This is a genomic window from Lentzea flaviverrucosa (genome assembly GCF_003350445.1).
GTDB classification, from domain to species: domain Bacteria; phylum Actinomycetota; class Actinomycetes; order Mycobacteriales; family Pseudonocardiaceae; genus Lentzea; species Lentzea californiensis.
The window spans coordinates 198826-225095 of record NZ_QQAU01000010.1 but is presented as its reverse complement, the minus strand read 5'-3'; the positions used below and the strand labels follow the sequence as shown (position 1 = coordinate 225095).

Annotated in this window: 31 protein-coding genes; 16 read left to right on the top strand and 15 right to left on the bottom strand. The window is 69.7% G+C overall.

The window, feature by feature from the left end; translation table 11 throughout:
* Positions 1–11: 11 nt before the first annotated feature.
* The gene (locus tag DFR72_RS29120; RefSeq protein ID WP_090068187.1) at positions 12–383 is read right to left on the bottom strand and encodes a MerR family transcriptional regulator; all 372 of its coding nucleotides are present in this window, start codon (positions 381–383) and stop codon (positions 12–14) included.
* Positions 384–442: 59 nt separating this feature from the next.
* Between DFR72_RS29120 and DFR72_RS29115 the strand changes: the two genes are divergently transcribed.
* Positions 443–1492, top strand: a complete 1050-nt coding sequence (locus DFR72_RS29115) for an alkene reductase (RefSeq protein WP_090068189.1) — start codon at positions 443–445, stop codon at positions 1490–1492.
* Here DFR72_RS29115 and DFR72_RS29110 read toward each other — a convergent pair.
* On the bottom strand, positions 1483–2070 hold the full coding sequence (locus tag DFR72_RS29110) for a TetR/AcrR family transcriptional regulator (RefSeq protein ID WP_211335568.1): 588 nt from the start codon (positions 2068–2070) through the stop codon (positions 1483–1485). The genes DFR72_RS29115 and DFR72_RS29110 overlap by 10 nt on opposite strands.
* 95 nt (positions 2071–2165) lie before the next feature.
* Between DFR72_RS29110 and DFR72_RS29105 the strand changes: the two genes are divergently transcribed.
* Together DFR72_RS29105 and DFR72_RS29100 are read left to right on the top strand one after the other, a co-directional pair.
* Positions 2166–2555, top strand: a complete 390-nt coding sequence (locus DFR72_RS29105; RefSeq protein WP_211335567.1) for a nuclear transport factor 2 family protein — start codon at positions 2166–2168, stop codon at positions 2553–2555.
* Entirely contained in the window at positions 2543–3340 is a 798-nt protein-coding gene (locus DFR72_RS29100) for a Rossmann-fold NAD(P)-binding domain-containing protein (RefSeq protein WP_090068191.1), read from the top strand. The genes DFR72_RS29105 and DFR72_RS29100 overlap by 13 nt, the downstream gene beginning before the upstream one ends.
* Before the next feature lie 88 nt (positions 3341–3428).
* Here DFR72_RS29100 and DFR72_RS29095 read toward each other — a convergent pair whose 3' ends face one another.
* From DFR72_RS29095 to DFR72_RS29070, 5 genes are all read right to left on the bottom strand, one after another.
* Positions 3429–4745 carry a hypothetical protein gene (locus DFR72_RS29095; RefSeq protein WP_090068193.1) on the bottom strand — a complete coding sequence of 439 codons (1317 nt, stop codon included), beginning with the start codon at positions 4743–4745 and terminating at the stop codon, positions 3429–3431.
* Between the two features lie 47 nt (positions 4746–4792).
* On the bottom strand, positions 4793–6295 hold the full coding sequence (locus DFR72_RS29090; protein ID WP_245983605.1) for a glycoside hydrolase family protein: 1503 nt from the start codon (positions 6293–6295) through the stop codon (positions 4793–4795).
* Positions 6296–6692: 397 nt separating this feature from the next.
* Positions 6693–7481: a phosphotransferase family protein gene (locus DFR72_RS29080; protein ID WP_090068197.1), complete on the bottom strand. Its 789-nt coding sequence runs from the start codon at positions 7479–7481 to the stop codon at positions 6693–6695.
* Positions 7481–8125 (bottom strand): response regulator transcription factor, encoded by a 645-nt coding sequence (locus tag DFR72_RS29075; RefSeq protein ID WP_090068199.1) that lies wholly within the window; start codon positions 8123–8125, stop codon positions 7481–7483. Before DFR72_RS29075 ends, DFR72_RS29080 begins: the two co-directional genes overlap by 1 nt.
* On the bottom strand, positions 8116–9243 hold the full coding sequence (locus DFR72_RS29070) for a sensor histidine kinase (RefSeq protein WP_245983603.1): 1128 nt from the start codon (positions 9241–9243) through the stop codon (positions 8116–8118). The genes DFR72_RS29075 and DFR72_RS29070 overlap by 10 nt, the downstream gene beginning before the upstream one ends.
* 164 nt (positions 9244–9407) lie before the next feature.
* Between DFR72_RS29070 and DFR72_RS29065 the strand changes: the two genes are divergently transcribed.
* Entirely contained in the window at positions 9408–10049 is a 642-nt protein-coding gene (locus DFR72_RS29065; RefSeq protein WP_090068204.1) for a DedA family protein, read from the top strand.
* Positions 10050–10359: 310 nt separating this feature from the next.
* On the opposite strand, the gene katG is transcribed toward DFR72_RS29065, so the two are convergent.
* The 3 genes from katG to DFR72_RS29050 all read right to left on the bottom strand — a co-directional run bounded on the left by katG (position 10360) and on the right by DFR72_RS29050 (position 14505).
* Complete coding sequence (katG, locus tag DFR72_RS29060; protein WP_090068206.1) at positions 10360–12591, bottom strand: catalase/peroxidase HPI; 2232 nt, start codon at positions 12589–12591, stop codon at positions 10360–10362.
* Between the two features lie 18 nt (positions 12592–12609).
* Positions 12610–13044 carry a Fur family transcriptional regulator gene (locus DFR72_RS29055; RefSeq protein WP_090068208.1) on the bottom strand — a complete coding sequence of 145 codons (435 nt, stop codon included), beginning with the start codon at positions 13042–13044 and terminating at the stop codon, positions 12610–12612.
* 66 nt (positions 13045–13110) lie between these two features.
* On the bottom strand, positions 13111–14505 hold the full coding sequence (locus DFR72_RS29050) for an aminotransferase-like domain-containing protein (RefSeq protein ID WP_090068210.1): 1395 nt from the start codon (positions 14503–14505) through the stop codon (positions 13111–13113).
* A gap of 22 nt (positions 14506–14527) precedes the next feature.
* Between DFR72_RS29050 and DFR72_RS29045 the strand changes: the two genes are divergently transcribed.
* The 5 genes from DFR72_RS29045 to DFR72_RS45065 are packed head-to-tail and all read left to right on the top strand — an operon-like array spanning position 14528 to position 17010.
* Positions 14528–15418: a DMT family transporter gene (locus DFR72_RS29045; protein ID WP_211335566.1), complete on the top strand. Its 891-nt coding sequence runs from the start codon at positions 14528–14530 to the stop codon at positions 15416–15418.
* 39 nt (positions 15419–15457) lie between these two features.
* Positions 15458–16000: a DUF6939 family protein gene (locus DFR72_RS29040; RefSeq protein ID WP_090068214.1), complete on the top strand. Its 543-nt coding sequence runs from the start codon at positions 15458–15460 to the stop codon at positions 15998–16000.
* Positions 16001–16043: 43 nt separating this feature from the next.
* Positions 16044–16391 (top strand): MmcQ/YjbR family DNA-binding protein, encoded by a 348-nt coding sequence (locus DFR72_RS29035; protein WP_090068216.1) that lies wholly within the window; start codon positions 16044–16046, stop codon positions 16389–16391.
* Positions 16388–16747 (top strand): VOC family protein, encoded by a 360-nt coding sequence (locus DFR72_RS29030; RefSeq protein WP_090068217.1) that lies wholly within the window; start codon positions 16388–16390, stop codon positions 16745–16747. The genes DFR72_RS29035 and DFR72_RS29030 overlap by 4 nt, the downstream gene beginning before the upstream one ends.
* Positions 16748–16794: 47 nt before the next feature.
* A complete protein-coding gene (locus tag DFR72_RS45065; RefSeq protein ID WP_090068219.1) occupies positions 16795–17010 on the top strand; it encodes a hypothetical protein in 216 nt (71 codons plus the stop codon).
* 63 nt (positions 17011–17073) lie between these two features.
* Here the strand turns inward: DFR72_RS45065 and DFR72_RS29025 are convergent, their stop codons facing one another.
* Complete coding sequence (locus tag DFR72_RS29025; RefSeq protein WP_211335565.1) at positions 17074–17940, bottom strand: serine hydrolase; 867 nt, start codon at positions 17938–17940, stop codon at positions 17074–17076.
* A gap of 148 nt (positions 17941–18088) precedes the next feature.
* Here DFR72_RS29025 and DFR72_RS29020 point away from each other — a divergent pair, with 148 nt between their 5' ends.
* The 3 genes from DFR72_RS29020 to DFR72_RS29010 are packed head-to-tail and all read left to right on the top strand — an operon-like array spanning position 18089 to position 19673.
* Positions 18089–18511 (top strand): hypothetical protein, encoded by a 423-nt coding sequence (locus DFR72_RS29020; RefSeq protein ID WP_090068221.1) that lies wholly within the window; start codon positions 18089–18091, stop codon positions 18509–18511.
* On the top strand, positions 18508–18732 hold the full coding sequence (locus tag DFR72_RS29015) for a helix-turn-helix transcriptional regulator (RefSeq protein WP_256239445.1): 225 nt from the start codon (positions 18508–18510) through the stop codon (positions 18730–18732). The genes DFR72_RS29020 and DFR72_RS29015 overlap by 4 nt, the downstream gene beginning before the upstream one ends.
* A gap of 56 nt (positions 18733–18788) precedes the next feature.
* Positions 18789–19673, top strand: a complete 885-nt coding sequence (locus DFR72_RS29010; protein ID WP_245983602.1) for an NAD(P)-dependent alcohol dehydrogenase — start codon at positions 18789–18791, stop codon at positions 19671–19673.
* Here the strand turns inward: DFR72_RS29010 and DFR72_RS29005 are convergent.
* Both DFR72_RS29005 and ribA read right to left on the bottom strand, forming a co-directional pair.
* A complete protein-coding gene (locus tag DFR72_RS29005) occupies positions 19631–20812 on the bottom strand; it encodes an amidohydrolase family protein (RefSeq protein WP_090068225.1) in 1182 nt (393 codons plus the stop codon). The two genes, DFR72_RS29010 and DFR72_RS29005, sit on opposite strands and share 43 nt — an antisense overlap.
* A 38-nt stretch (positions 20813–20850) precedes the next feature.
* On the bottom strand, positions 20851–21486 hold the full coding sequence (gene ribA, locus DFR72_RS29000) for a GTP cyclohydrolase II (protein ID WP_090068227.1): 636 nt from the start codon (positions 21484–21486) through the stop codon (positions 20851–20853).
* 91 nt (positions 21487–21577) lie between these two features.
* Between ribA and DFR72_RS28995 the strand changes: the two genes are divergently transcribed.
* From DFR72_RS28995 to DFR72_RS28980, 4 genes are all read left to right on the top strand, one after another.
* Positions 21578–21988: a 6-pyruvoyl trahydropterin synthase family protein gene (locus tag DFR72_RS28995; protein ID WP_090068229.1), complete on the top strand. Its 411-nt coding sequence runs from the start codon at positions 21578–21580 to the stop codon at positions 21986–21988.
* Between the two features lie 217 nt (positions 21989–22205).
* Positions 22206–22937, top strand: coding sequence for a glycosyltransferase family 4 protein (locus tag DFR72_RS28990; protein ID WP_342768681.1), 732 nt, complete (start codon positions 22206–22208; stop codon positions 22935–22937).
* Entirely contained in the window at positions 22934–23713 is a 780-nt protein-coding gene (locus tag DFR72_RS28985) for a class I SAM-dependent methyltransferase (protein WP_170176434.1), read from the top strand. Before DFR72_RS28990 ends, DFR72_RS28985 begins: the two co-directional genes overlap by 4 nt.
* Positions 23713–24675, top strand: a complete 963-nt coding sequence (locus DFR72_RS28980; RefSeq protein WP_090068230.1) for a lysylphosphatidylglycerol synthase transmembrane domain-containing protein — start codon at positions 23713–23715, stop codon at positions 24673–24675. The genes DFR72_RS28985 and DFR72_RS28980 overlap by 1 nt, the downstream gene beginning before the upstream one ends.
* On the opposite strand, the gene DFR72_RS28975 is transcribed toward DFR72_RS28980, so the two are convergent.
* Both DFR72_RS28975 and DFR72_RS28970 read right to left on the bottom strand, forming a co-directional pair.
* On the bottom strand, positions 24589–25281 hold the full coding sequence (locus tag DFR72_RS28975) for a creatininase family protein (RefSeq protein ID WP_090068232.1): 693 nt from the start codon (positions 25279–25281) through the stop codon (positions 24589–24591). The two genes, DFR72_RS28980 and DFR72_RS28975, sit on opposite strands and share 87 nt — an antisense overlap.
* Entirely contained in the window at positions 25268–26251 is a 984-nt protein-coding gene (locus DFR72_RS28970) for a zinc-dependent alcohol dehydrogenase (RefSeq protein ID WP_090068233.1), read from the bottom strand. Before DFR72_RS28970 ends, DFR72_RS28975 begins: the two co-directional genes overlap by 14 nt.
* Positions 26252–26270 lie beyond the last annotated feature (19 nt).

The window sequence follows — 26270 nt, the reverse complement described above, 5'->3', positions numbered from 1 at the left end:
GCCGTGCCCGCTCAGCCGGGCGGGCACGGCACCCCGGTCGCGTAGGCCTTCGTGGCGCCCGCGATCACCGTGTCGAGCTGCAGGAGGGTCTCCTGCAGCTCGTCGATCTGCTTCACCACCGACGACCGGTGCCCGTGCAGCTTGGCCAGCACCTCCGGCGCCGCCACCCCCGTCACCACGCACGGCAGCATCTCCAGGATCGACGCGCTGGAGATGCCCGCGGCGTAGAGCTGCTGGATCAGCCGCACCCGGCCGACGGCGTTCTCGGTGTAGCGCCGTTGCCCGCTCTCGGTGCGTTCGGACGCGAGAAGGCCCTGCTCCTCGTAGTAGCGCAACGCGCGCACGCTCACGCCCGCGCGTTCCGCCAGCTCACCGATGCGCATGAGACCTCCACCACAAAAGCTACCTCTGACGTCAATGTCAGGTTCCTAGCCTAGCTCTCATGCTTCTCAGCAGCTACCGACTCGGAAACCTGACCCTGCCGAACCGCCTCGTGATGGCGCCGATGACCCGCGCACGGGCCGTCGACGGCAAACCGACCGAGGCCACGGCCACCTACTACGCCCAGCGCGCCACCGCCGGACTCATCGTCACCGAAGGCGTGCACCCGAACGCGGTCGGCCAGGCCGGCCCGTTCATGCCCGGCGTCCACACCGACGACCAGGTCGCGGCCTGGCGCGTGGTCACCGACGCCGTGCACGCGAACGGCGGCCGCATCTTCGCCCAGCTCATGCACGGTGGCCGCATCGGTCACGTGGAGGTCGCCGGGCACCAGCCCGTCGGTCCGTCGGCGATCGCGGCCGACGCGCAGGTGTTCACGCCGGCCGGGATGAAACCCGCACCGGTGCCGCGGGCGCTGCCGGCGGCCGAGGTCGCCGACCAGGTCCAGGCGTTCGGGGACGCGGCCCGCAAGGCCGTCGACGCCGGGTTCGACGGGGTCGAACTGCACGGTGCGAACGGCTACCTGATCCAGCAGTTCCTGTCCTCCAGCGCGAACGAGCGCACCGACGGCTACGGCGGCTCGATCAGCGGCCGCATCCGGTTCGCCGTGGAAGCCGTCGAAGCGGCCGCGGACGCCATCGGCGCGGACCGCGTCGGCATCCGGCTCTCACCGGGCGGCGAGATCCAGGGCATCGTCGAGGAGAACGTCCCCGTGCTCTACGGCGAGCTGCTGAAAGCGTTGCCGGACATCGCTTACATCCACGTCCTGGCCACTGTGGACGACGAGGCGCTGATGGAGCTGCGCAAGGCGTGGCCGACCGCGTTCATCCTGAATCCCGGAGGCCAGATCGGCCCGGTCGAGAGCACTCAGGAACAGGGGGAGCGCTGGCTCGCCAACGGCGCCGACCTGATCAGCTACGGCCGCGCCTACATCGGCAACCCCGACCTGGTCGAACGGTTCCGGCTGGGCCTGCCGCTCGCCGCCTCCGACCAGGAGACCTGGTTCCAGACCCCGCACGGCTACGTCGACTACCCCGCCCATCAGCACTGAAGCGCGCGCAGCAGGTGGTCCACGAGCCGTTCGAGGTAGTCGGGCTCGACCTCGGCGCGCCGGACCGACAGCCGCCAGTAGACCGGGGCCGCGACCAGGTCCAGGGCGATCTCGAAGTCCAGGTCCGCCGGTAGTTCGCCCCGGTCGATCGCCCGCCGCAGCGTCACGGCACCGAGCGAGCGCCGGGGTTCGCCGATGGTCGCCGCGATCGCCTCGGACAACGCCGGGTTGCGGACTGCCTCGGCGGTGAGGTCGGGCAGGATCGTCGCGAACCTCGGGTGCGTCAGCCAGTCGTGCACCGCCGTGACCGTGGCCAGCAGGTCACCGCGCAACGAGCCGGTGTCCGGAACCTCGGCCAGTGGCACGGAGAACTCCGACAGCGCCGCGACCACCATGTCCTGTTTGGACGGCCACCTGCGGTACAGCGCGCTCTTGCCGACCTCCGCGCGCTTGGCCACCGCCTCCATCGACAGCCGGCCGTAGCCGTGCAGGGCCAGCTCGTCGAACACGGCATCGGTGATCGCCTGGGTCACCTGGGGCTGCAGGACGGCGGCGCCGGTCGGGGTGCGCTTGGTCATGACGCACATCATAGGACTGGACGAGACGGTCCCGTCCCGCCTAACGTTGTGGACGGGACGGTACCGTCCCGTCCACTTCTTTCGGAGGAGCTTCCGTGGACCTCATCCCGAGGGCGTTGCAACTGCTGCTGGACAAGGACATGATCGGCTTCGCGGGCCTGTGGGCCGAGGACGGCGTGGCGGAGTTCCCGTTCGCCCCGCCCGGCTGGCCCGCCAGGCTGGAAGGTCGTGCCGCGGTCGAGGACTACGTGCGCGACTACCCGAAGATGCTCGACATCCGGAGCTTTCCGAGGCAGGCAGTGCACCGGACGTCCGACCCGGACGTCGTCATCGCCGAGTTCGAGGCCGAGGGTGTCGTGGTCGCGACCGGAGAGCCGTACCGGGCCGCCTACATCGTCGTGGTCACGACCCGCGACGGCGAGATCGTGAGCTACCGCGACTACTGGAACCCGCTGATGGTGCAGGACCTGGCGTGGTCGCACTGATCATCGGCGGCACCGGCACGACCGGTAGCCGCCTCGCCTCGTTGCTGCCCGATGCCCGCGTCGGCACCAGGAAACCGGTGCTCCCAGGCCACGTCCGGTTCGACTGGGACGTGCCGGCGACGTTTGAAGGCGCCCTGGAAGGGATAGATCGTGTTTACCTGATCCCCCCGATCGGAGTCGTCGACCCCGTTCCGGTGGTCGAGTCGCTGCTCGCTCGAGCGCGGCTCGTGCGGCGAGTGGTACTGCTGAGCTCGTCCGCGGTGCCGGAGAGCGCCACGGGGATGGGCGCTCTCCCAGCACTCGTGCGCACCCTGCCGGAATGGGCGGTGCTGCGGCCGTCCTGGTTCATGCAGAACTTCAGCGGCGACCACCCGCTCGCCGCCGGGGTCCGGGCGGGCGAGATCGTCACGGCCACCGGTGACGGCAGGGTCGGGTTCGTCGACGCCGGGGACATCGCCGCCGTGGCAGCCCGTGCGTTGACGGACCCGTTGCCGCACAACACCGATCACGTGATCACCGGACCGGAGGCGTTGAGCTACGCCGACGCCGCCGCGATCATCACCGACGTCACCGGAAAGCCCGTCCGGCACCGTTCCGTCAGCACCGCCGAGATGACCGAACGGATCGCCGAAGTGCTGCCCCGTGACTTCGCCGCCCTGCTCGCCGGCCTCGACGAGGACATCCGAGGGGGAGCGGAGGACCGGGTCACCACGACCGTCCAGGACGTGACGGGCAGGCCGGCGGGGTCGTTCCGCGACTTCGTCAGGCGGACGTCCAGCGAGTAGCACTTCGGGGGCGGTGAACGCCACGCCTTCCCGTTCGGCGGCCGGCCCGACCGGCGGTCTGTCGAACGGGAATCCGCGTTTTCGAGGCTCAGCGCACCGATTCGCACGGAACGACGAAGAACCAGTCCTTGGGCTCGTGCTCCAGCCGCGCTTCCGATGCGCCCGCGGCGCATTCCGCACGTGCGCGCGCCAGGCTCTCGTCCCACGGAATGCCCGTCAGCACGGTCTTCGTCTCGCGGAACTGGGCGAAGATGCTGACCACCACGAGGAACCCGATCAAGTAGCGGCTACCGCCCACCACCAGGCGTTGCCAGGTCTTCGACGGTGTCGCGTCGAGGCCCACGAAGATCGCGGTGAACAGGAACAGGCACGGCGCGATGCTGTAGCGCTGGCCGGCCATCACGACGTCCGGCGCCTGCACCTGCAGGACCTGCGTCCAGTTCAGCACCAGGCACGCGACGATGACCACCACGCTGTAGGCGCCGGCGACCAGCGAGAGCGCCCGTGCGGGCCGGTCGCCGAACCACAGGCCCGCCGCGATCGGCACGGCGGCGGCCAGCAGCGCGGCGACGATCACCAGGTTGCCGTCCGACGGGTAGAACTGGCTGACCCGCTCCGATCCGGTGAACGCGACCACCGGCACCCGCAACAGGCTCGCCAGCAGCACCTGCACCGGGTCGACCTCGTCGTGCGAGTACGGCGTCCGGGAGGCGAACAGCATCGTCAGGCCCTGCACGGCCAGAGCGGCGAGGAACGCGATCGGCACCTCCCTGCGCGGCTGGAAGAGCCGTACGAGCGCGATCGGCGCCAGGACGAACACCAGCGGGCTGGACAGGGCGGCGAGGACCACGAACAACGCGACCGGCACGCGCGGGCCGTTGCGCCACAGCAACGCCCAGAAGGCGCCGAAGAGCAGGAACCAGTGCAGGTTCGTCATGTTGTTCAACGTCTCGGAGTTGCCCGCGGGCAACACGATGACCAGGGACGACAGCGCGAACCGCATCGGCGTCGACCTGAGGTAAGCCTTGGAGGCCGAGAACGTGATCAACGCGACCAGCGCCCGCAGCACCGCGGCGCACACCGCGAAGCCCGCGGCCGTCCACTCGAGCGGCAGCAGCGCGACCAGCTCGGCGACCAGGCGGGGCAGCGCGTGCAGGTAGCCGCCGTAGGGGTCGACCAGGTTCTGCAACGCCGGCGAGCGCACCGCGTCGACCACGAACCGGGCGCCGTCCTCGGCCCACAGGTGGTCGAGCCGGGACCAGCCGGCCGGGATGAGCAGCAGGAACGCCACCGACGCGACGAACGCGGACAGCAGGCCGAGCCACGCGAGTTCGTGCCTCGGTTCGTCCGGCAGCGGCACCACGCTGTCCGCCAGCTCACCGGGTCGTTGCGTCGTGACTGCCACCAGACGATCCCCCATGTCCGATCAACCCCGGGGGAGAACGTATCCGGTCAGCGCCGGAGGAGATCCGGCAGGCGCTCGTACCCGGCCCACTGGGCGGCGGACACCGGGGTGATCGTGGACGAGTTCAGCTTCGCGATCTCGGCGGACCCGACCACCCACAGCTTGCCGTCGAGCAGCAGCCCGATCTGGCCCGCCGGGTTGGTCACCGCGGGGGCGCCGGCCGGGACGGTGAACGCGAGCTTCAGCGCGTCGACGCCCTGAGGCCGGGTGCCGAGCACGCCGCGCGCGAACTTCTCGGCCACCGATCGGCGCTCGAACCGCATCACGTTCCCGCCCACGACGACGTCGAGCGTGCGTTCCGGCGAAGGCACCGCGAAACCGTTCAGCGCCCTCACCTCGGTCGAGGTGACGCAGCCCTTGAGCCCGACCGCGTCGAGGCCGAAGTGGGAGATGTTCGTCGGTCCGGCCGGACCCTCGACCGTGCCGCGCAGCACGTCCAGCCCCACCCGTGCGCACGGGTCCTTGGCGTCCACCGGAGCGTGGCCCTCCGGCGTGCGCACCAGACCGGGGCCTTCCTTCCAGGCGCCGGGGATCAGCACGGCCTCGAACGGGTGGCGGGTGAAGTCCCTGTTCCAGAACGTGATGGTGGTGCCCTCGTCGGTCTCGTGGGCGATGGCGAACGACGACGCCGCCTCGATCCACATCCAGTCCGCGCTGAACGCCTCGACCACCGAGCGGGTGCGCGGGCCGTTGTTCGACGTGACCGCCTTGAACCCCTGCGTGCCGAGCGCCTCGACGCCCTTGGTGAACGTCGGGTCCTTCGAACGCAGCACGTACTGGCCGGCGCCGTTCTGGTGCGAGGCGAGGCCGGTGGTGTCGGTGAACATCAGGTACACCCAGCCGTCGACGTAGATCGCCGACTGCTGGCCCGCGCCGTAGGTGTTCTCGCGGATGTTGTCGCCGGCGGGGGCGACGATCGACTGGCCGCCCGCCTCGCGCGTCCAGGTGATGCCGTCCCTGCTGGACGCGACGCCGACCGAGCTGCCGTTCGCGTGGTTGTCCCGCGCCGCGCCCGTGTAATACATGTAGTAGATGCTGCCGACCTTGATCAGCGACGGGTCGCAGGTGTGCATCGCGTCGAAGCTGCCGCCACTGCCGGAGAAGACCGGGACCGCCGTCGAGAACGGGCCGCCTGCGGTCGGGCCCTCGCTGTAGAGGATGTCGTCGCCGCCGGGCGGTGCCGCGCTCAGCTGGCTGCACCACCACGCGCGCACCTTGCCGTTGTCGACCATCACGGCGGGCGCGTAGTTGTACGGCGCGTCCCCGGCCCCCGCGATGACCGTGCCGCCGCTCTGGCGGCCGTTCTCGACGCTGAGCTTGATCTTGTCCCTGGGAGGCGCCGCCGGGGGTGCCTTCTTCGTTGACGTGGCCTTCTGCTGGTCGAGCGGTGCTCCGACCGGGTCGCCGACCGCTGCGTTGGTGCACGCCGTGACCGCACTGACCAGCGCGAGCGCAGCGAGTGACGCGAGAGGTCGACGACTCAGGGGCACTCATCCATCATAGTGATCAAGTCCTCCGTCCGGGTGAAGTCCGGCGCCTGAGCACCCTCGGCGGCGAGAACCCGCTGACCAGGAGCACGGATCCCGCCTTCGAAGGCACCAGCGGAGGTGCACCCGTGCCGGCGAGCCCACTGCGGCCGGAAGGCGAGGGGCAGACCCAGGTTTCCGGGGCCCGCGCGCCCGGCGGGCCCGGGCTGCTGTGGTGGCGCTGAGCAGGACGAACCCCGAGGCGGCGTGAGGTCGTCGAGCTTGTCGCCGGCTCTCTGGAACCCGGCGATCGCCTCGGAGCTGGTGAGCGTGCTCCACATGCCTGTGATGGTGAGCACACCTGGGGCGTCGTGGGTCTGGAGTCTTCGCCCCGGCGTCCTGGAGTGGGTGCCCGGCTGTGTCAGCTGGCCGGTGGGTGTTCGCGGACCGCGCAGCGGCGGCGGAACCAGGCGAGGAACCTCGCCGGGTCGCCGTGCTGACGGATCGCGGACACCGCGCCGGTCAGCGGGAACATGGCGGCGTGCGTGCGGGCCCGTTCGTACAGCTCCGGCCTGACCCGCTCGACCAGGGGCCAGCCGTAGCTCGCGAACGCGGCCGCGTCGAGGGCGGGATCGCCAGCGCAGGCGAAGTCCCAGTCGATGATCCCGCTGACCTTTCCCTTGTGCCAGCGCAGGTTCACCGGTGCCAGGTCGCCGTGCACGAAGCCTCGTGCCGGTGGCAGGTCCGCGAAGCGTCGCAGGACTTCCGCGGCCTGGGCGCGTTCGTCGGCGTCGAGCAGCGGGAACACCAGCTCCGTGATCGTCTCCGCAGCGTGCCGGCCGCCCGCGTGGTGCAGCGGTTCGTCGAGCAGGGCACCGAGGTCTTCGTCCGGTTGGACCGCCGCGAGTGCGTCGAGCACCTCGCGGACCGCGTCGTCGCTCACGGTCCGCGCCCGCTTGCCGGGCAGGTACGAGATGACGACGTGGGCCTGGCCCAGCGGCAGGTCCAGCCGGTCCTCGACGACCTCCGGCACGGCGAACGGCAGGCCGAGCCGCGAGATCCGCCTGAGCGCCTGCGCGCGGCGCCGTGCGTCGGGCAGGTCCTGGCGGGGGAACCGCGCGACCCACTTCCCCCGCACCACAACGGCATCGTTGAACGTGCCGCGCTCGAGCTTCGCGCCCGGCGTCGACAGCAGCTCCTCGACGGTCATCAGCTGCCCAGGTAGCGGACGACGGCCATCACCCGGCGGCTCAGGCCGGACGAGCCGGAGAGGCCGAGCTTGTCGAAGATCGCGTTGATGTGCTTCTCCGCGGCGCTCTGCGAGATGTGCAGCTGCGTGGAGATGCGCGCGTTGGTGAGGCCTTGGGCCATCAGCTCGAGGACCTCCTTCTCCCTCGCCGTCAGCGTTTCCAACGGGTCGACGTGCGTCGTCCTGGTCAGCAGCCTGCGCACGACCTCCGGGTCGAACGCCGCGCCGCCCGCCGCGACCCTGTCCAGTGCCTCCAGGAACTCGTCGACCTGCGCCACCCGGTCCTTGAGCAGGTAGCCGACCTTGCCGCCGGTGCTGGTCATGAGCTCGGTGGCGTAGCGGTTCTCGACGTACTGCGAGAGCACGAGCACGCTGACCTCCGGCCACCGCTCCCGGATCTCCAGTGCGGCACGCATTCCGTCGTCCTTGTGGTCCGGTGGCATCCGGACGTCCGTCACCACGATGTCCGGCCGGTGTTCCTCGGTGGCCTTCAGCAACTCCGGCGCGGTGCCGACGGCGGCCACGACGTCGTGGCCCTCCTCGGCGAGCAAGCGGATCAGGCCCTCGCGCAGCAGCGTCGAGTCCTCGGCCAGGATCACTCGCACGGCACCCTCGCGTAGATCGTGGTGGGACCGCCGGGCGGACTGGTCACCTCGAAGTCCCCGTCCACCGCCTTGACCCTTCTCGCCAGCCCGGACAGCCCGGTGCCGGTCGGGTCGGCACCACCGATGCCGTCGTCCCGCACCAGGACCGCGATGCCGCCCTCGCCGTCCGGCCGCACGTGGATCTCGACCAGCGACGGGTCCGCGTGCTTGGCCGCGTTGTTCACGGCCTCGGACGTGACGAAGTAGATCACCGTCTCCAGCGCGGTGCCGGGCGACGACCCGAGCCTGTTGCTGATCTCGACGCGCACGCTGGACCGTTCCGCCAGCACCTCGAGCGCCGCGTCCAGCCCCGCGTCGTCCAGCACGGCCGGGTAGACGCGCGTCGCGACCTCGCGCAACTCGTCGATGGCCTCGCCCGCCGTGTCGTGCGCCTGCCGCAACAACTCCTGCAACTGCTCCTCACCCCTGGCCCGCTTCGCCCGGCCGATCAGCATGCCGAGCGCCACGAGCCGCTGCTGGACGCCGTCGTGCAGGTCGCGCTCGATGCGCCGCCGTTCGTCGTCGATCGCCTCGATCACCTCGGCCCGCGTGCTCTTCAGCTCCGCGACCCGCTCGCGCAGCAACGTCTGCTGGCTGGTCCCGAGCATCGCGGTGGCGAGCCACCGGTCCAGCACCGCCACTCCGACCACGCCGGCCGTCGTCACGAAGATGACCAGCGCACCGGGGATCGCCACCAGCGCGAGCAGCCCGAGCGTGACCCGGTCCGCGTCCTCGACCAACGCCCAGTCGCCGTCGAACAGCCACGCCGTCACCATCGAGATCCCGATGGCGTACCAGAACGCCAGCAGGCAGATCACACCCGCGCCGAGCGCGCCGACCAGCCACCGCACCGCGAGGTAACGACGGCATCCCTGCCGCGTCAGCGGGTTCGTGTGCACGGCCCGGTCGAACCGCGTGATCCTGCCGAGCTCGTACTCGGTCAGCCCGACCACGCCCACACCAGCGGCCGCCGCGGCGAGGCCGGCGACTCCCGTCAGCGAACCGATCGTGAGACCCACCAGCATCCGGAACCAGCCACGCACCAGCGAACCCGCGCCGAGCCGCTCCACCTGATGCACGTTCGCCACCGTACTGACCCGTCCGGCACCCGGCATTGCGGTTTACCGCACTATCGCCCTGCGGTTTGCCCCACGATTCCCGACGGACAACCTCATGGTCCCGCCCCCTGCCCATTCCTAACGTTGACCCCGAACGATTTCACCACCACCTGAGGGGAAAACCGATGCTGGCTGACTGGGCCGTCTCGCTGATGGAATCACTGGGAGGCGTGGGCGCGGCCGTGGTCGTGGGCCTGGACAACCTGTTCCCGCCCATCCCGAGCGAGCTGGTGCTACCCCTGGCCGGCTTCTCCGCGAGCAAGGGCGTGTTCAGCCTGCCAGCGGCCCTGTTCTGGACCACCGTGGGCTCGGTGGCGGGAGCCGTGATCGTCTACTTCGCGGGAATGCTCCTGGGCCGCAACAGAACCCGCGCCCTGGTGGCCCGAATCCCGCTGGTCCGCGTGACCGACTTCGACAAGACCGAAGCCTGGTTCACCCGCCACGGAACGAAAGCCGTCTTCTTCGGCCGGATGGTGCCGCTGTTCCGCAGTTTCATCTCCCTGCCCGCGGGAGTGGAAGGCATGAACTTCCCGAAGTTCCTCGTGCTCACCACACTGGGCAGCCTGATCTGGAACACCATCTTCGTGGGCGCGGGCTACCTGCTGGGTGAGAACTGGCACCGGGTGGAGTCCTACGCCGGCGTCTTCCAGAAACTGGTTCTGCTCGCCGTGGCCGCGGTCGTCGTGTGGTTCGTCGTCACGCGCCTGCGCCAGCGCTCGAAGGGCGACCCGGAGGCGACGCAGGTGTTACCGCGCGTCAAGCGATGACGTTGCCGCACAACGCAATCTGTCCGAGCGGCATCGTCGCGAGCGGACGGTCGACCGGATGCCGGCGATGTCGTCGAACGACACCGGGGACCACAGCCCGGACATCCCGGCATCAATGGCCATCGCGCCGGCGACTTCCATCGGTTGTGTCCCTTGCTGCCCCATGCCGTTGACCTCGCCGAGCCGGCCACCATCGGTTGCCCGCGAAGCCTGGCGCAGGACGTCGCCGTTGTGAGATGAGGACAAGGGCACCAGACACGAAGGTGCCCCAGGCCGGGAATGGCCTGGGGCACCTGAGGGTCGAGCTGGATCAGACGTCGTAGCGGTCCGCGTTCATGACCTTGTTCCACGCGACGACGAAGTCCTGCACGAACTTCGAGGAGGCGTCGTCACTCGCGTAGACCTCGGCGACGGCGCGCAGTTCGGAGTTCGAGCCGAACACCAGGTCGTTGCGGGTGGCGGTCCAGCGAACGGCACCGGTGGCGCGGTCGCGGCCCTCGAAGTTCTCCTCGTCCTCGGTGACCGACTTCCACTCCGTCTCCATGTCGAGCAGGTTGACGAAGAAGTCGTTGGTCAGCGTCTCCGGCTTGGCCGTGAGCACGCCCGCCTGTGAACCGCCGTGGTTGGCGCCCAGCACGCGCAGGCCGCCGATCAGCACGGTCAGCTCGGGCGCCGAGACGCCGAGCAGGTTCGCCTTGTCGATCAGCAGGTACTCCGACGGCAACGGGGTGGCCTTGCCGCCGTAGTTGCGGAAGCCGTCGACCTTCGGCTCCAGGACGGCGAACGACTCGGCGTCGGTCTGCTCCTGGGTCGCGTCCACGCGGCCCGCGAGGAACGGCACCTCGACGTCGTGGCCGGCTGCCTTGGCGGCCTGCTCGATCGCCGCGGCACCGCCGAGGACGATCAGGTCGGCCAGCGAGACCTTCTTGCCTCCGGTCGCGGAGCTGTTGAACGCCTCCTGCACGCCTTCCAGCGTGCGCAGCACCTGGGCGAGCTGCTCGGGCTCGTTGACCTCCCAGCCGCGCTGCGGCTCGAGGCGGATGCGGGCACCGTTGGCGCCGCCGCGCTTGTCGCTCTGGCGGAACGACGAGGCCGAGGCCCACGCCGTCTTGACCAGCTGCGAGACCGAGAGCCCGGTCTCCAGGATCTTCGCCTTCAGCGACGCGACGTCGTCGGCGGAGATCAGCTCGTAGTCGCGCACGGGCAGGCGGTCCTGCCAGATCAGCTCCTCCTGCGGCACCTGCGGGCCGAGGTAGCGCTGGATCGGGCCCATGTCGCGGTGGGTCAGCTTGAACCAGGCGCGGGAGAAGGCCTCGGCGAACGCCTCGTGGCTCTCCGCGAACTTGCGCGAGATCGGCTCGTAGATCGGGTCGAAGCGCAGCGCGAGGTCCGTGGTCAGCATCATCGGCGTGCGGTTGAGCGTGCCGTCCTCGGGGTCCGGCACGGTGTTGGCGCCCGCGCCGTCCTTCGGCTTCCACTGGTGCGCGCCGGCGGGCGACTTGGTGAGCTCCCACTCGAAGGCGAAGAGGTTCTTGAAGAACAGGTTCGTCCACTTGGTGGGCTGCTGCGTCCAGGTCACCTCCAGGCCGGAGGTGATGGTGTCGCGGCCCTTGCCGGTGCCGTGCGTGCTGATCCAGCCGAAGCCCTGCGAGTCCATCAGGGAGCCTTCGGGCTCGGCACCGACCAGCGACGGGTCGCCGGCGCCGTGCGCCTTGCCGAAGGTGTGGCCGCCGGCGATGAGCGCGACGGTCTCCTCGTCGTTCATGCCCATGCGGCCGAACGTCTCGCGGATGTCGCGGGCGGAGGCCAGCGGGTCCGGGTTGCCGTTGGGGCCCTCGGGGTTGACGTAGATCAGACCCATCTGGACGGCCGCGAGCGGGGACTCGAGGTCGCGCTCACCGCTGTAGCGCGTGTCGCCGCCGAGCCACTCGGTCTCCGGGCCCCAGTAGACGTCCTCGTCCGGCTCCCACACGTCGTTGCGGCCGCCGGCGAAACCGAAGGTCTCGAAGCCCATGGTCTCCAGCGCGCGGTTGCCCGTGAAGATCATGAGGTCGGCCCAGGAGACCTTCTTGCCCCACTTCTTCTTGACCGGCCACAGCAGACGGCGGGCCTTGTCCAGGTTGCCGTTGTCCGGCCAGCTGTTGAGCGGAGCGAAGCGCTGCATGCCCGCGCCGGCCCCACCGCGGCCGTCGTGGGTGCGGTAGGTGCCCGCGCTGTGCCACGCCATGCGGATCATGAACGGGCCGTAGTGCCCGAAGTCCGCCGGCCACCAGTCCTTCGACTCGGTCAGCACGGCGTCGACGTCGCGCGCCAGCTCGTCGAGGTCGACGGTCAGGAACTCCTTGCCGTAGTCGAGCTCACCGCCGAACGGGTCTGCCTGGACGGGGTGCTTGCGGAGGATCCGGAGGTTGAGCTGCTTGGGCCACCAGTCCCGGTTGCCGCCGCCCTCGCTGGGGTGGTTGCGCCGGCCGTGCGCGACCGGGCAGCCGCCGGCCTCCTCCTCGTTCAGGTCGCTCAGCTTGGCGTCAGTGCTGTCGGACACAGGCATCCTTCCGGGTGTTCAGGAACTTTTCGCGGCGGTCGTGCACTCGGGGCACGAGCCCCAGTAGATGACCTCGGCCTCGTCGATGACGAAGCCGTGGTCGTCGGATGCGTCCAGGCATGGCGCGTGGCCGACTGCGCAGTCGACGTCGGCGATGGCACCGCAGGATCTGCAGACGACGTGGTGGTGGTTGTCCCCGACGCGCGCCTCGTAACGGGCGACCGAACCCTGGGGCTCGATCTTGCGCAGCAGTCCGGCTCCGGTCAGCGCTCGGAGCACGTCGTACACGGCCTGATGGGAGACCGCGCCGAGGTTCTGACGCACGACGCCGATGATCGAGTCCGTGTCGGCGTGCGGGTGGGAGTGCACTGCGGACAGCACTGCTATCCGCGGGGCCGTCACCCGAAGCGACGCTCCACGCAGCAGGCGCTCGAAATCGGAAGCCGTGGGCACGAACCCACCCTGCCGCCTTTTCTGGATTGAGTCAAGTTAATGAATGATGCAATTCACCCGAAGCGGTCATCGCCGCAGGGTGGACATGGCTTCGGCCAGCCGCCGGACGCCCTCGGCGAGCACGTGCTCAGGTGCTCCGCCATAGGTCAAACGGAGAAAACCGCCCGGTGGTTCAGCGGCGAACCACGCCCGGCCGGGGAACACCACGACGTCACGCGCGGCGGCGGCCGTCGTGAGCTCCAGGTCGTCGACGTCGTCGGGGAGCTGTGCCCACAGGTGCAGCCCGCCGGACGACCTGGCGATCTCGAGCTCGGGCAGGTGCTCGCCGAGCGCGCGTCTCAGAGCGTCACGCCTGGACCTCAAGGACTGCTGGAGCGTGCGGAGGTGCCGTCGCCAGACAGGGGACGTCACGAAGTCGATCGCTGCCTCCTGCAAGGGCCCCGCGACGTACAGGTCCTGCCGCGACCGGGTGTTCTTCAGCCGGGTGCCCGCCGGGCCGCGGGCGCCGATCGCGGCGACGCGCAGGCCGGGCGCGGCGACCTTGGTGAGCGAGCGGACGTAGACGACGTGGCCGTCGGTGTCCTGCGAGACCAGCGTCGGCGGCGCGGTGCCGTCGATGGTGAAGCCGCGCGCCCAGTCGTCCTCGACCAGGAACGCGCCCACGCCGCGGACGATCCGCATGACCTCGGCACGCCGCTCGTCGGACAGCACGGCGCCGTGCGGGTTCGCGTGCAGCGGCTGGCAGTAGAAGACCTTCGCACCGGTGCGTTCGAACGCTGCCTGGAGCAGGTCCGGCCGCACACCGTCCTGGTCCGCCGGCACCGGAACGACCTTGAGCCCGGCATCGCGCGCCGCCGCGATCGCACCGAGGTAGGTGGGGGACTCGACCAGCACGGCGTCGCCACGCTCACCAAGCCCGCGGAAGACCGTCGCGAGTGCTTCCTGGGCGCCCGCGCACACCGTGATGTCGCCGGCCCTGAGTTCGCCGCCGGCCTCCTTCGCGAACCACGCGCGCAGCTCCTCCTTGCCCTCCACCGGGACGCGTCCCCACGAGGCGGGACGGCGTGCGGCGCGGCTGAGCGCGGCGCCGAGCGCGTCGGTCGGCTGCAGGTCGGGATCGAGGTAGCCGCTGGTCAGCGGGATGGCCTCGGGTTTCGGCACCGCGACGAGGTTCGCCACCAGGTCCTCACCGGGCCTGCCCTCGCCGAGTGCGACGGCCTGCCACGACAGGTCGTGGCTCGCGGCCGCCGTCCGCGGGGCGACGAAGCTGCCGCGGCCGGGACGCACCTCGACCAGCCCTTCGGCGGCCACGCGCTGGATCGCCTGCTGGACCGTCGCAGGCGATGCCCGGTGCCGTGCCATCAGCTCGCGCACCGAGGGCATGCGGTCGCCGGGACGACCGGACAGTGCCGCTGCTCTCAGGTGCTCGATAACGCGGACAGCTGCGTTATCCTCATTCATGAGAGCCAAGAGTAACGTTATCGTGCCAGCGGGGGTAACACTCGGCGCGCTCGGCGTCCTGGGTTTCAGCTTCTCCCTGCCAGCGACCCGCCTGGCAGTGGCGGGACTGGACGCCTGGTTCGTCGCGTTCGGCCGCGCCTTCGTCGCCGGGCTCCTGGCGATCGCCTACCTCGCGTTATCGCGAGCGCCCCTGCCCTCGGTAACGCAGGTCCGCCGCCTGCTCATCGTCGCCCTCGGCATCGTGGTCGGTTTCCCGCTCCTCACGTCCCTGGCCCTCACCACGCAGACCTCGGCCCACGGCGCCGTCGTGATCGCGGTGCTGCCCATGTCCACGGCGATCTGGGCGGTCCTGCGCGCCTCCGAGCGCCCACCCCTCAGGTTCTGGCTCGCCAGCGGCGCCGGTCTGCTCGCGGTGCTGGCGTTCGTGGCCACCGGCGGCGGCTTCTCCGGCTCGCTGAGCCTGGCCGACGGTTACCTGCTGGTCGCCGTGGTGCTGTGCGGCCTGGGCTACGCCGAGGGAGGCGCGCTCTCCCGCGAACTGGGCGGCGCCAGGACCGTCTGCTGGGCGCTGGTCGTCTCGCTCCCGGTGACCATCCCGATCTCCTTGTACACAGCCGACTTCTCGCGTGACGACAGCGTCGTGTGGCTCAGTTTCGCTTATGTGTCACTGATTTCGATGTTCCTGGGCTTCTTCGCCTGGTACGCGGGCCTGGCCGCGGGCGGTGTGGCCAAGATCGGCCAGATCCAGCTGGCCCAACCGGTGCTGACGCTCATGTGGTCGGCGCTCGTCCTGGGCGAACCGGTCGGCTGGCCGGCCCTCGCCACCGCGGCCGTCGTCCTCGTCTGCGTCGTGCTGACCCAACGAAGCCGTGTCCCGTCAACGACGACCATGACCGCTCAGCCGGTGCGCTGACCGTCCGGAATTGTCAGACCCTCCTGCCATGCTCGGGCCATGCCGATCGAAGTCGCGAGCAAGCGTCGCAAGGTGAAGCGCCCGGACGCGGTGGTCATCGACGTGACCTCCCGCGGCCCTGAGCCGTGGGTGCGCTTCAGCCCCTTCTTCCCGCACGGCCAGATCCCGGTGCCGTTGTCGCCCGGCGTGACGAGCGAGTCCGTCGAAGGGCTGTGGCAGGCGCTGAAGGTCTTCGAGGGCGCCGACGTCGACCCGTCGAAGCTCGCGGTGACGTCGATGAAGGGCCTGAAGCGCACGGTCCGCCGCTTCGGGCCGGTCCGCGGGCACCGCGCGGGGCTTGCGGGCGAGGAGTTGCTGGACTACCGCAAGGCCCGGCAGGAGATCTACTCACCGGCGTACCACTGGGTGCTGGAGCACCGCCTGCGGGCCGAGGTCGAGCGCTTGCGCGAGCTGGCGGAGTCGGCCGACGTCGTGCTGCTCGACTACACGACCAACGGCGACGTCGAGGACCTGAGCACTCCGCTGTCCCACGCCGCACTGGTCGTCGGGCATCTGGGGAGGCTCACCGCGCCCGCGTCCTGAAAGCCGGATTTATACTTTCCGCCTTCGGCTTTGGGGGTCGGCAGTGGCGACATCGAACAAGCAGCTCTTCAAGATCGTGGACGGGCTCGCCGAGGCGCAGCGGTCGTCCGGTCAGCAGTACGACACGTTGCGCGTGCGCGGCAAGGTGTTCGGCTACTACTGGCCGCGCACGCAGACGGTCGGGCTGAAGCAGACGCTGTCCGAGCAGCAGGCGCTCGTGGCCGAGCGGCCCGAGGTGTTCGAGCCGCAGTTCACGTCCGGCGGCTTCGGCTGGGTCGTGGTGTACCTCGAAGGCATCGAGGCCGACGAGATGAAGGAGCTGGTGTTCGAGGCCTGGCGGCTGTCCGCGCCGGAGGAGCTCGTCGCCCAGGTGCCGGACCTCGCGCGATGACCAGGGTCAAGTTCGAGCTGCCCGCGGACGACCTGGGCCGCGCGACGGCCTTCTACCGCGCCGTCTTCGGGTGGTCGGCGCAGCGGCTGCCGTTCGACTACGTGCTCGTCGACACCGACGGGGAGCCGGTCGACGTGGCCGACGCCGACGGCGGGATCTCGCCCCGGACCGAGTTCGTGCAGGGGCCGGTGCTGATCATCGACGTGCCGTCCGTCGACGCCGTGGCGAGCAAGGTCGTGGAGGCGGGCGGCGCGGTGCTCAACGCCAAGGAACGCGTGGGCGACTACGGGTTCTCGCAGTACGTCAAGGACAGCGAGGGCACCGTGCTCTGCCTCTGGGAGTCGGTCCAGGGCTGACGGCGCACGCTGCTCGCGGAGCAGCTCGACCTCCACCGGGATCGAGGTTGCAGCTTCTCGGTCACGAACGTGGTGATCATAGGTGGCGGCAGACCGGCGAGTTGCTCGGCCATGTCGACGTCCTGGTCGACAACGGTGCGGCGTTCCTGGCGGAGTCCCAGGTGGACGATGCCGCGCACGGCGCGTTCCACGCGGCCAAGGCGGGGCAGGGGCGCTATGCGGAGATCATGTCGCAACGCTGCGTCCCGAAGGCATCCGCATGATCGCGTTGTACCCGCCGGACTTCGACAAGAGCACTTCGAACCGATGCCGCGCCAACACCCGCTCTAGCGGAACAGGATGCGCGTGATCTCGGTGTCGGTCGCGCGGCCCTCGTCGTAGGCGCCCTCGCCCTTGAGGTTGTTCATGATCGCGAGCGTGTACCGCTCGTCCTTCCCGACGAACCCGACCGAGTTCATCACCCAGCCGCCCTCCTCCTCCGACCAGCCGTTCTTGGCGCCGGAGTCGGGGCCCCAGACGCCCCACTGCTGCACGGGCCCGACCTCGCGCATCTGCCCGAGGATGTACGCGCGGTCGTCCGCGGGCACGGAGTCGAGGACGTAGTTCATCAGGCGGTCGAGGTCGTTGGCCGTGCACTTCTCGAAGCCCCAGTAGGGGAACGCGGTCGAATAACCCTTTTGTGGCAACAAATCGGTCATTCCGTACTTGCCGAACGCCGCGTTGAACGTCGCGCCCGTGTAGCGCTTCCACAGCGTGTCGGCCGCGTCGTCGTCGGACGTGTGCAGCATCGCGCTCATCAGGCGGCGGTCCTCGGCACTGAGCCTGATCTTGCTGGCGCGGTGGCGCTCCAGCAGGTTCACGACCATCGCGAGCTTGATCGTCGACGCGGTCCACGTCATGTCGCCGGCGTGGTCGTTGCGCCAGGTCGCGCCGGACTTGCGGTCGCGCAGCACGAAACCCGTGGTTCCCGGCCTGGTCTCGGCGTAGTCCTGGGCGGCCTTGATCCGCTTCTGGAAGTCGCACTCGAACCCGCTGTCGGGCAGCGGGCAGACCTCGGGCGTCGCGACGAGAGGTGCTGCCGCGGGGGTGTGCGACGGGGGCGGCGTGCGTGCGACGGCGGGAGGTTCCGCCGTCACCGCGTGGCCGCACGCCGTGAGGGCGAGCGCGCACGCAACAAGGATCGGACGGAGCATGCGCCGCACGCTAATGGGTCCGATCGGAGGTAGTCGACCGCCATACGGACGCGTTGATCACGAAAAGGTTAAGTCAAAGATGTTTGACACGGTGTCTGATTCGCTTTACCTTGGTGATGTCAGGTTTCTTTGACATCAGGAGCGGGACATGGCGTTCGAGGAGAAGCGGGCGTGGGCCTTGGCGATCATCGCCATAGCTGGTTATGCCGTGTATGTCGTGCTCGTCCTGAACGGGATGGCGGGACGTCCGCTGGCCGAGGCGCCGTACGTCGGCGCGTTGCTGTGGACGATCCTGGGCGGGATCGTCGCCGGCATCGTGTCCGGGATCTGGCTCGGCATCGCCGCCCGCGACGACGGGCTGCAGGCGGACGAACGGGACCAGGAGATCGGCCGGTTCGGTGACCACATCGGCCAGTCGTTCATCGCCATCGGTGGCGTGTCCGCGATGGCGCTCGCGATGCTCGAGGCGCCGTACTTCTGGATCGCCAACGTGCTCTACCTGTGCTTCGTGCTGTCCGCGGTGCTCGGTTCCCTGGCGAAGATCGCGTTCTACCGGCAGGGGATGCCGTGAAGCCGACCAAAGTCACGAACTCCATCCGTGCGTTGCGTTTCGCGCACGGCGAGATGAAGCAGGCCGATCTCGCCGCGGCCATCGGCGTGACGCGGCAGACGTTGATCGCCGTCGAGCAGGGCAAGTACTCGCCCTCGCTGGAGGTGGCCTTCAAGATCGCCCGCGTGTTCGGGGTGTCGCTCGAGGAAGTGTTCCAGTACCCGGAGGAGGAAGAGCTGTGAAGGCTGTAGTGCAACGAAGATACGGATCGGCGGTGCCCGGTGACCTCGATGTGCCTGTGCCTGGGCAGGGTGAGGTTCTGCTGGAGGTGCGGGCGGCGGGCGTCGACATGGGTGTCTGGCACCTGCTCACCGGCAAGCCGTACCTCCTGCGGTTCCTCGGGTTCGGGCTTCGCGGGCCGAAGTCGCCGGTGCCGGGACGGGACGTCGCCGGTGTGGTGAAGGAGATCGGGCCCGGTGTCACCGGGTTCGCGGTCGGCGACGAGGTGTTCGGCACGTGCGACGGGTCGTTCGCCGAGTACGCGGTCGCGCCGGTCTCACGGCTGGCGCGCAAGCCGGACGGTATCTCGTTCACGGAGGCGGCCGCGCTGCCGATCTCGGGAGGGACGGCGCTGCAGGGGTTGCGCGGAATCCGGCCGGGACAACGGGTTCTGGTCCTCGGCGCGGGCGGTGGCGTCGGGTCGTTCGGGGTCCAGATCGCGAAAGCGCTGGGCGCACATGTGACCGGTGTGTGCAGCACGCGCAAGGTCGAGCTGGTGCGGTCCCTGGGCGCCGACGAGGTCTTCGACTACACCGTCGAAGACTTCTCCGGCACGTACGACCTGATCCTGGACTGCGGCGGCGCCAGGCCGTTGTCCCGGCTGCGTGGAGCCACGAACGAGCGCGGCAGGATCGTGCTGGTCGGTGCAGAGACCGGCGGTTCGATCACGGGCGGTTTCCACAAGTCGCTGGGCTCACTCCTGCTGAACCCGTTCTCGTCCAGGAAGTTCGTCCCGCTGATGTCCACCGAGCGCGCTGACGTCTTCGACGAGCTGCGCGTGCTGGTTGAGGCGGGCTCGCTGAAAGCCGCCGTGGGCAAGGTCTTCCCGCTGTCCGAAGCGCTCGACGCGGTGGACCACGTCTACTCGCGGCGGTCCGCCGGTAAGACGGTCGTCACGATCTGACCACCGATCACCACGGTCGTCACGTGGTGCAACGCCGTGATGTCCCGCACGGGATCTCCTTGCACGGCGATGACGTCCGCGTCCCAGCCGGGTCTCAGCAGCCCTTTGCGCAGGCCCAGCGCCTTCGCCGCCTGACTGGTGGCACCGGCCAGCACGGCCGCGTTCGGAACGCCCGCCTCGATCATGTGACCGAGGGCGTGGGCGGTGATGCCGTGCGGCTTGCCCGCCCCGATCCCGCCGTCGGTGCCGGACACCGCCTTGACGCCGTGGTCGTGCATGAGGCCCACGATGTTCAGCTTCGCGGCGATGCTCATCCCGGCGCGTTCGAACGCCGCCATGACGTGTGGCGGCGGATCCTGCGTGTTGCCGAGGGTGTGGCAGACGGCGATGCCGGCCTCGGCGAGCGCGTCCATCAGTTCCACCGGCATCTGCATGCCTCGATTCGTGAGGCACGTGCAGTGCTCGATGCCGTCCACGCCCGCGGCCACGGCTCGTTGTACCGCGGCCAGGCTGTGCGCGTGGGCGGTCACCGGCAGTCCGTGGGCGTGGGATTCCTCCACGACCACACGGAGTTCGTGCTCGGTGAACTGGCAGTCGCCGACGGCGGTGCCGGGCGTCGCGAACCCGCCGCTGGCCATGACCTTGACGACGTCGGCGCGCCGTTCGGCACGTTCCCGCACCGCCTCGCGGAGTGCGTCGTCACCGCTGGTCTCGCCGCCCATCGACCAGCAATGGCCGCGCGGGGAGGTGATGGGCGGACCGGACGCGAGGACGCGCTGGCGGTGCCGGGATCGCTGGTCGAGCACCGACCACTGCCGGTCACCGAGATCGCGGACGGTGGTCACGCCGGCTCGCAGCTGCCGGTCGAGGCTGTCCCTGATGACCGCGTCGAGGTGTTCGGAGGTGAAGTCCGGCAGGCGGTCCAGCGCACCGTTCTCGCTGTCCGCGCACAGGTGGACGTGGGTGTCGATCAGTCCGGGCAGGACGGTGGCGGTGCCGAGGTCGACCACCTCGGCACCGGTGACGTCGGGACGCCCCTGTTCGACGGCCGTGATCTTCCCGTCCTCGACGAGGACCGTGACGGGGCCCGGAACGGACCGCTCACCGTCGAACGCACGCCCTGCCCGCAGCGCCAGCATCGGCCCAGTCTGGGCGCCACATGCTGGGAAAGCAATGGTCAGCGGGCATGCGGCAGCGTCGTGAACTCCTCGACCTGGGGCAGGTCGTGACCGAGCCGGTCCCGCTTCGCCGTCAGGTACGCGATGTTGTGCGCGTTGGGCGTCATCAGCGACGGGACACGCGCGGTCACCGAGATCCCGTGGGACTCCAGCGCCGCGATCTTGTCCGGGTTGTTGGACATCAGCCGCACGGACTGCACGCGCAGGTGCTTGAGCACGCGAGCCGCGGGGGAGTAGTCGCGGACGTCGACGGGCAGGCCGAGTGACGTGGCCGAGTCCAACGTGTCCAGTCCCTGGTCCTGCAGCACGTGGGTGCGGATCTTCGACACCAGGCCGATTCCGCGCCCCTCGTGGCCGCGCAGGTAGACGAGGATCCCGCTGCCCTCACGCACGATCGTGTTCAGCGCGGCGTCGAGTTGCTCGCCGCACTCGCAGCGCATCGCGGCGAAGATGTCGCCGGTCATGCACTCGGAGTGGATTCGCACCAGGACGTTCTCGCGCAGCTTCGTCTTGCCGTACACCAGGGCCATGTGCTCGTGGCCGTCCGCGCGGAACGCGACTGCGCGGAAGGTGCCACGGCGGGTCACCAGATCGGACTCCGCAACGTCTTCCTCGGTGAAGGCCTCTTCGAACATCTCCGGTCCCCTTGTCACCAGGCGCCTTCCGAACGTGCAGCTACGCTCGGATGGAGTCGCACCGTAACCCGACCGCACAGCGGAGGTCACCCTGTTCAGCATCACCGTTCGCGATCACGTGATGATCGCCCACAGTTTCCGCGGCGAGGTCTTCGGTCCAGCACAACGTCTCCATGGAGCAACGTTCGTGGTGGACGCAACGTTCAAACGGGCTGAGCTCGATTCGGACAACATCGTCGTCGACATCGGACTCGCCACCCAGGAGCTGAACAAGGTCCTGGCCGCTTTCAACTACCGCAACCTGGACGAAGAACCCCAGTTCGCGGGCATCAACACCTCCACGGAATGGCTCGCGAAACACATCGCGGACCAGCTCGCGGACAAGATCTCCGAGGGTGCCCTGGGTGAGGGTGCTCACGGGATCGATGCGATCGCCGTCACACTTCACGAGTCGCATGTGGCGTGGGCGGGCTACGAACGTGCACTTCGTCCTTCCGGCTGACGTCGGAGATCCGGGCAGTCCCAGCGGCGGCAACGTCTACGACCTGCGCGTGAGCGCCGGCCTGAACCGTCTGCTCGTCGCTGGTGACTGGCCGAGTCCCAGCGATGCCACCGCGTTGGAGCAAACGCTTGCGGCGATCCCGCACGGAGACGTCGTGCTCCTCGACGGCCTCGTGAGTTGCGGTCTACCCGAAATCGTCGTTCCTCACACACGAAGATTGAACATCGCTGTCCTCGTGCACCTGCCGCTCGCCGACGAGACGGGCCTCGACCCCGGCACCGCACGCGCTCTCGACGCCCGCGAAGGGCAGGTCCTGCGGGCCGCGAAGGCGGTCATCGCGACGAGCCCGACGGCCGCGCGCGACATCGAGCGCAGGCATGGGCTCGACCACGTCCACGTCGTCCTCCCAGGCACCGATCCGGCGCCGCGGGCACACGGCACGGATGGCATCCACCACCTGCTCTGCGTCGCGTCCATCACACCCCGCAAAGGCCACGACCTGCTGGTCAGGGCTCTGCGGAGGATCGAACGCGACTGGCGGCTGACGTGCGTGGGCCCGCACCGGCCGTTCCTGCGCGAACTCCCGCGAGACGACCGCGTCAGCTTCCCCGGGCCGCTCGCCGGCAAGGCTCTGAGCAGCGCGTACGCCAGTGCCGACCTCTTCGTGCTGGCCTCCCGCAACGAGACCTACGGCATGGTCGTCACCGAGGCGCTCGCGCACGGTCTGCCGGTCATCGCGAGCGCGGTCCCGGACGCCCTCGGTGACGGTGGCCTGCTCATTCCCGCCGGGGACGAATATGCATTGGAAGCTGCGCTGACGCGCTGGTTCGAAGATCAAGGTTTCCGGGCCGAGCTGCGTGCGAAGGCGCTCGCCCGGCGGGCCGTTCTGTCCACTTGGGATGAATCCACAGAGGACCTGCGGAGGGTGCTGGCTACGCTCCGGCCATGACCTTCGCCCCGGAATGGCTGGCACTGCGGGAAAACGCCGACGCACAGGCACGCTCGACGGAGCTCGTGGACGCCCTCCGCGAAACTCTGGTGAACCGAAACCCCCTGACGATCCGTGACCTGGGTTGTGGAACGGGATCGATGGGACGATGGCTCGCCGGGAGGCTCGGCGGCGTACAGCACTGGGTGCTGCACGACCGCGACCCCCGGCTGCTCGGGCTGGCCGAGGCCGGCATGAGCGCCCTCGAGAACGTCACCGCCGAGACGCGCGAGGGTGACCTGACGTCTCTGGAAGCCGCCGACATCGCAGGCGCTGACCTGGTCACTTGCTCCGCTTTGCTCGACTTGCTCACTACTGACGAGATGAACGCTCTGGCGGTTGCATGCGTAGAAGCACATGTGCCCGCTCTGTTCACGCTCTCGGTGGCCGGCCGGATCGACATCGATCCGGCCGAGCCGCTCGACGCCGCCTTCCAGGACGCGTTCAACGCTCACCAGCGTCGCGTCGTGGACGGGCGCCGTCTGCTCGGACCTGATGCTCCCGCCGCTGCCGAAGAGGCGTTCGTGGCAGCCGGCGCTTCGGTTCGGACAGCTCAGAGCCCCTGGCGGATGCACGGCGACGCCCTGCAGTCCGAGTGGCTCAAGGGCTGGGTCGACGCCGCGGTGGAGCAGGAACCCGCACTCGCCTCGGAGGCCTCCGAGTACCTGCGCCGCAGGTCAACGGCCTCCGTGGTGGTCCACCACGTCGACTTGCTGGCACTACCGGGAGCTGTGTGATGAAGAAGTTCTGGCCTTGGCTTCGCCTGGTGCTGGCGTTGGGCATCCTGGTGGCTCTGGGCGTGCGCCTGGGCACCGGGGCGTTCCTCGACGGACTGCGCGCGATCGACGCGTTCTCCGTGGCCGCCGCACTGGCGATCGGGCTCGTGACGACGGTGCTCAGCGCGGGTCGCTGGGTCCTCGTCGCGCGCCGCCTCGGCCTGCCGCTGACCTTGCGCACCGCGGTCAGCGACTACTACCGCGCCCAGCTCGTCAACGCCGTGCTGCCCGCGGGGGTGCTCGGTGACGTGCACCGGGCGGTCAACCACGGCCGTGAGTCGGGCGACGTCGGACGGGGCGTGCGCGCCGTGTTCTTCGAGCGCTTCGCCGGTCAGATCGTGCTCATCGGGATCGGGCTCGCGGTGCTGCTCACGCACCCCGCGCCCGGTCTCGACCTGGCACCGAACGACACCACGGTCGCGCTGGTCCTCGCCGGGCTGGCCGTCCTCACCGCCGTCGGCTGGAACGTCCGGCCGGTGCGCAAGGCGCTGGTCAACACCCTCGCGGACGGCATCAGGCTGCTGTCGCTGCGGACCTGGCCCGCCGTCATCGGGCTGTCGGCCGCCACGGTCGCGGGCTACGTGGCGATGTTCCTGGTGGCCGCCCGCGCCGCCGGGTCGGACGCGACGATCACCCAGCTCGCGCCGGTCGTCGTGCTGGCGCTGCTGATCATGGCGATCCCGGTGAACATCGGCGGGTTCGGCCCGCGCGAGGCGTTCCTCGCGGTGGCGTTCGGTGCCGCCGGTCTGGGCGCCGCGCAGGGCTTCACCACGGGCATCGTCTACGGCGTGCTGGCGCTCATCGCCGCACTGCCCGGCGCGGTCGTGCTGTTCCTGTCACGCCGTGCCAAGACCGAAGAGGTCGAGGTAGTGGCGGAACGACTCGGCGAGCCCCGCGAGCAGGAGCTCGCCCTTGCGCGCTGACGCGAGCGAGGGACGCCCGATGACGCCGGAGGACGTGTACGGCGCCAGACCCAGGGTGAGCATGTGCCGCCTGTCCTCCGCCAGGTGGTCGGAGGTCTCGTAGCCGGGCCGGATCAGATCGGGGTGCGCGTGCAGCAGGATCGAGGTCTCCAGCTCGCCCGCGTGCATGTCGCTGTACGCCGAGGTCTCGATGCCGGCCTTCTCCCGCGCGAACGCCCAGTCGTCCCGGCCGGGGAACAGGGCCAGGCCCTCGCCCTCCTGCACGATGTTGGACAGCACGTAGTTGCCGCCGTGGCCGTTGACCAGCACGACGTTCGTGACACCGTTGCGCCGCAAGGACTCCGCGATGTCCGTGACCATTGAGATCAACGTGCGCGCGGAGACGCTGACGGTCCCCGGCCAGTCGGCGTGCTCCTGCGAGCACGAGAACTGGATCGGCGGCAGCAGGCGGACCGGATACCTGGCCGCGATGTCCGACGCGATGGTCCACGCGATCACGGAATCGGTGGCCAGTGGCAGGTGCGGGCCGTGCTGCTCGGTGCTGCCGACCGGGAGCACGGCCACGCTCCTGCCGCGGACGTCGACCGTGGTGTCACTCGGAAACATGGGCCTGACCGTAGTCAATCCGGTGGCACAGCGCCGGAATCTCGCCGTCGGCCAGCTTCGGCATGACGTCCGGGAGTTCCTCGAACGCGCTGTGGCCCGTGATCAGCGCGTCGAACCTGTCGTCGGCCAGCAGGTCGAGCGCGACCGCCATGCGTTCGGCGTAGGTGCGGTCGGGCCGGCCGACGGTGCCGACCTGGCTGCTGCGGATCGTCAGACGGCGCGAGTGGAAGAACTCGCCCAGCGGCACGGAGATCTTCCTGTCGCCGTACCAGCTCAGCTCGATCACGCGGCCCTCCGGCGCGAGCAGGCCGAGAGCCGTGGTGAGACCGGGTTCGGTCGCACTGGCGTGGAAAACGAGGTCGCAGCCGTCGAGAGCGTCGTCCGGCAGGGCGAAGCCGACACCGAGCTTCCGGGCCACCTCCTCCCGGGCCGGATCGGCGTCCACGAGCTCGACGCGGGCACCGGGGAACGTGGCGAGCACCGCCGCGACGCTCGACCCGACCATGCCGCCGCCGACCACCGCGATCCGGTCGCCGACCAGCGGACGCGCGTCCCACACGGCGTTGACCGCGGTCTCCACCGTGCCCGCGAGCACCGCCCGAGCAGCGGGAACGGCCTCCGGCACGAGCGTGACCGACGCTTCCGGGACCAAGTAACGAGTCTGATGTGGATAGAGGCAGAACACCGTGCGCCCGCGCAGGTTCTCCGGCCCGTGTTCGACGACGCCCACGTTGAGGTACCCGTACTTGACCGGCCACGGGAAGTCACCCTCCTGGAAGGGGGCCCGCATCACCGCACGCTGGTTCTCCGGCACGCCACCGCGGAACACGAGGGTCTCCGTGCCGCGGCTGACACCCGAGAACAGCGTGCGCACCTCGACCTCACCCGGACCGGGCTCGGCCAGTGTGACCTGCCGAACTTCACCTTTTCCGGATTCGTTGAGCCAAAAGGCACTCGCCGTACGTGTCACTCACAACACCTCCGCCGCA

What these genes read in the sequence shown, in the direction of transcription:
- DFR72_RS29030 (WP_090068217.1), top strand. Translation starts at nt 16,388, where the DNA reads ATGACCAGGGTCAAGTTCGAGCTGCCCGCGGACGACCTGGGCCGCGCG.
- DFR72_RS29115 (WP_090068189.1), top strand. Translation starts at nt 443, where the DNA reads ATGCTTCTCAGCAGCTACCGACTCGGAAACCTGACCCTGCCGAACCGC.
- DFR72_RS28985 (WP_170176434.1), top strand. Translation starts at nt 22,934, where the DNA reads ATGACCTTCGCCCCGGAATGGCTGGCACTGCGGGAAAACGCCGACGCA.
- DFR72_RS29050 (WP_090068210.1), bottom strand. Translation starts at nt 14,505, where the DNA reads ATGAATGAGGATAACGCAGCTGTCCGCGTTATCGAGCACCTGAGAGCA.
- DFR72_RS29005 (WP_090068225.1), bottom strand. Translation starts at nt 20,812, where the DNA reads ATGCTGGCGCTGCGGGCAGGGCGTGCGTTCGACGGTGAGCGGTCCGTT.
- DFR72_RS29120 (WP_090068187.1), bottom strand. Translation starts at nt 383, where the DNA reads ATGCGCATCGGTGAGCTGGCGGAACGCGCGGGCGTGAGCGTGCGCGCG.
- DFR72_RS29110 (WP_211335568.1), bottom strand. Translation starts at nt 2,070, where the DNA reads ATGACCAAGCGCACCCCGACCGGCGCCGCCGTCCTGCAGCCCCAGGTG.
- DFR72_RS28980 (WP_090068230.1), top strand. Translation starts at nt 23,713, where the DNA reads ATGAAGAAGTTCTGGCCTTGGCTTCGCCTGGTGCTGGCGTTGGGCATC.
- DFR72_RS29080 (WP_090068197.1), bottom strand. Translation starts at nt 7,481, where the DNA reads ATGACCGTCGAGGAGCTGCTGTCGACGCCGGGCGCGAAGCTCGAGCGC.
- DFR72_RS29025 (WP_211335565.1), bottom strand. Translation starts at nt 17,940, where the DNA reads ATGCTCCGTCCGATCCTTGTTGCGTGCGCGCTCGCCCTCACGGCGTGC.
- DFR72_RS29020 (WP_090068221.1), top strand. Translation starts at nt 18,089, where the DNA reads ATGGCGTTCGAGGAGAAGCGGGCGTGGGCCTTGGCGATCATCGCCATA.
- ribA (WP_090068227.1), bottom strand. Translation starts at nt 21,486, where the DNA reads ATGTTCGAAGAGGCCTTCACCGAGGAAGACGTTGCGGAGTCCGATCTG.
- DFR72_RS29040 (WP_090068214.1), top strand. Translation starts at nt 15,458, where the DNA reads ATGCCGATCGAAGTCGCGAGCAAGCGTCGCAAGGTGAAGCGCCCGGAC.
- DFR72_RS29065 (WP_090068204.1), top strand. Translation starts at nt 9,408, where the DNA reads ATGCTGGCTGACTGGGCCGTCTCGCTGATGGAATCACTGGGAGGCGTG.
- DFR72_RS28975 (WP_090068232.1), bottom strand. Translation starts at nt 25,281, where the DNA reads ATGTTTCCGAGTGACACCACGGTCGACGTCCGCGGCAGGAGCGTGGCC.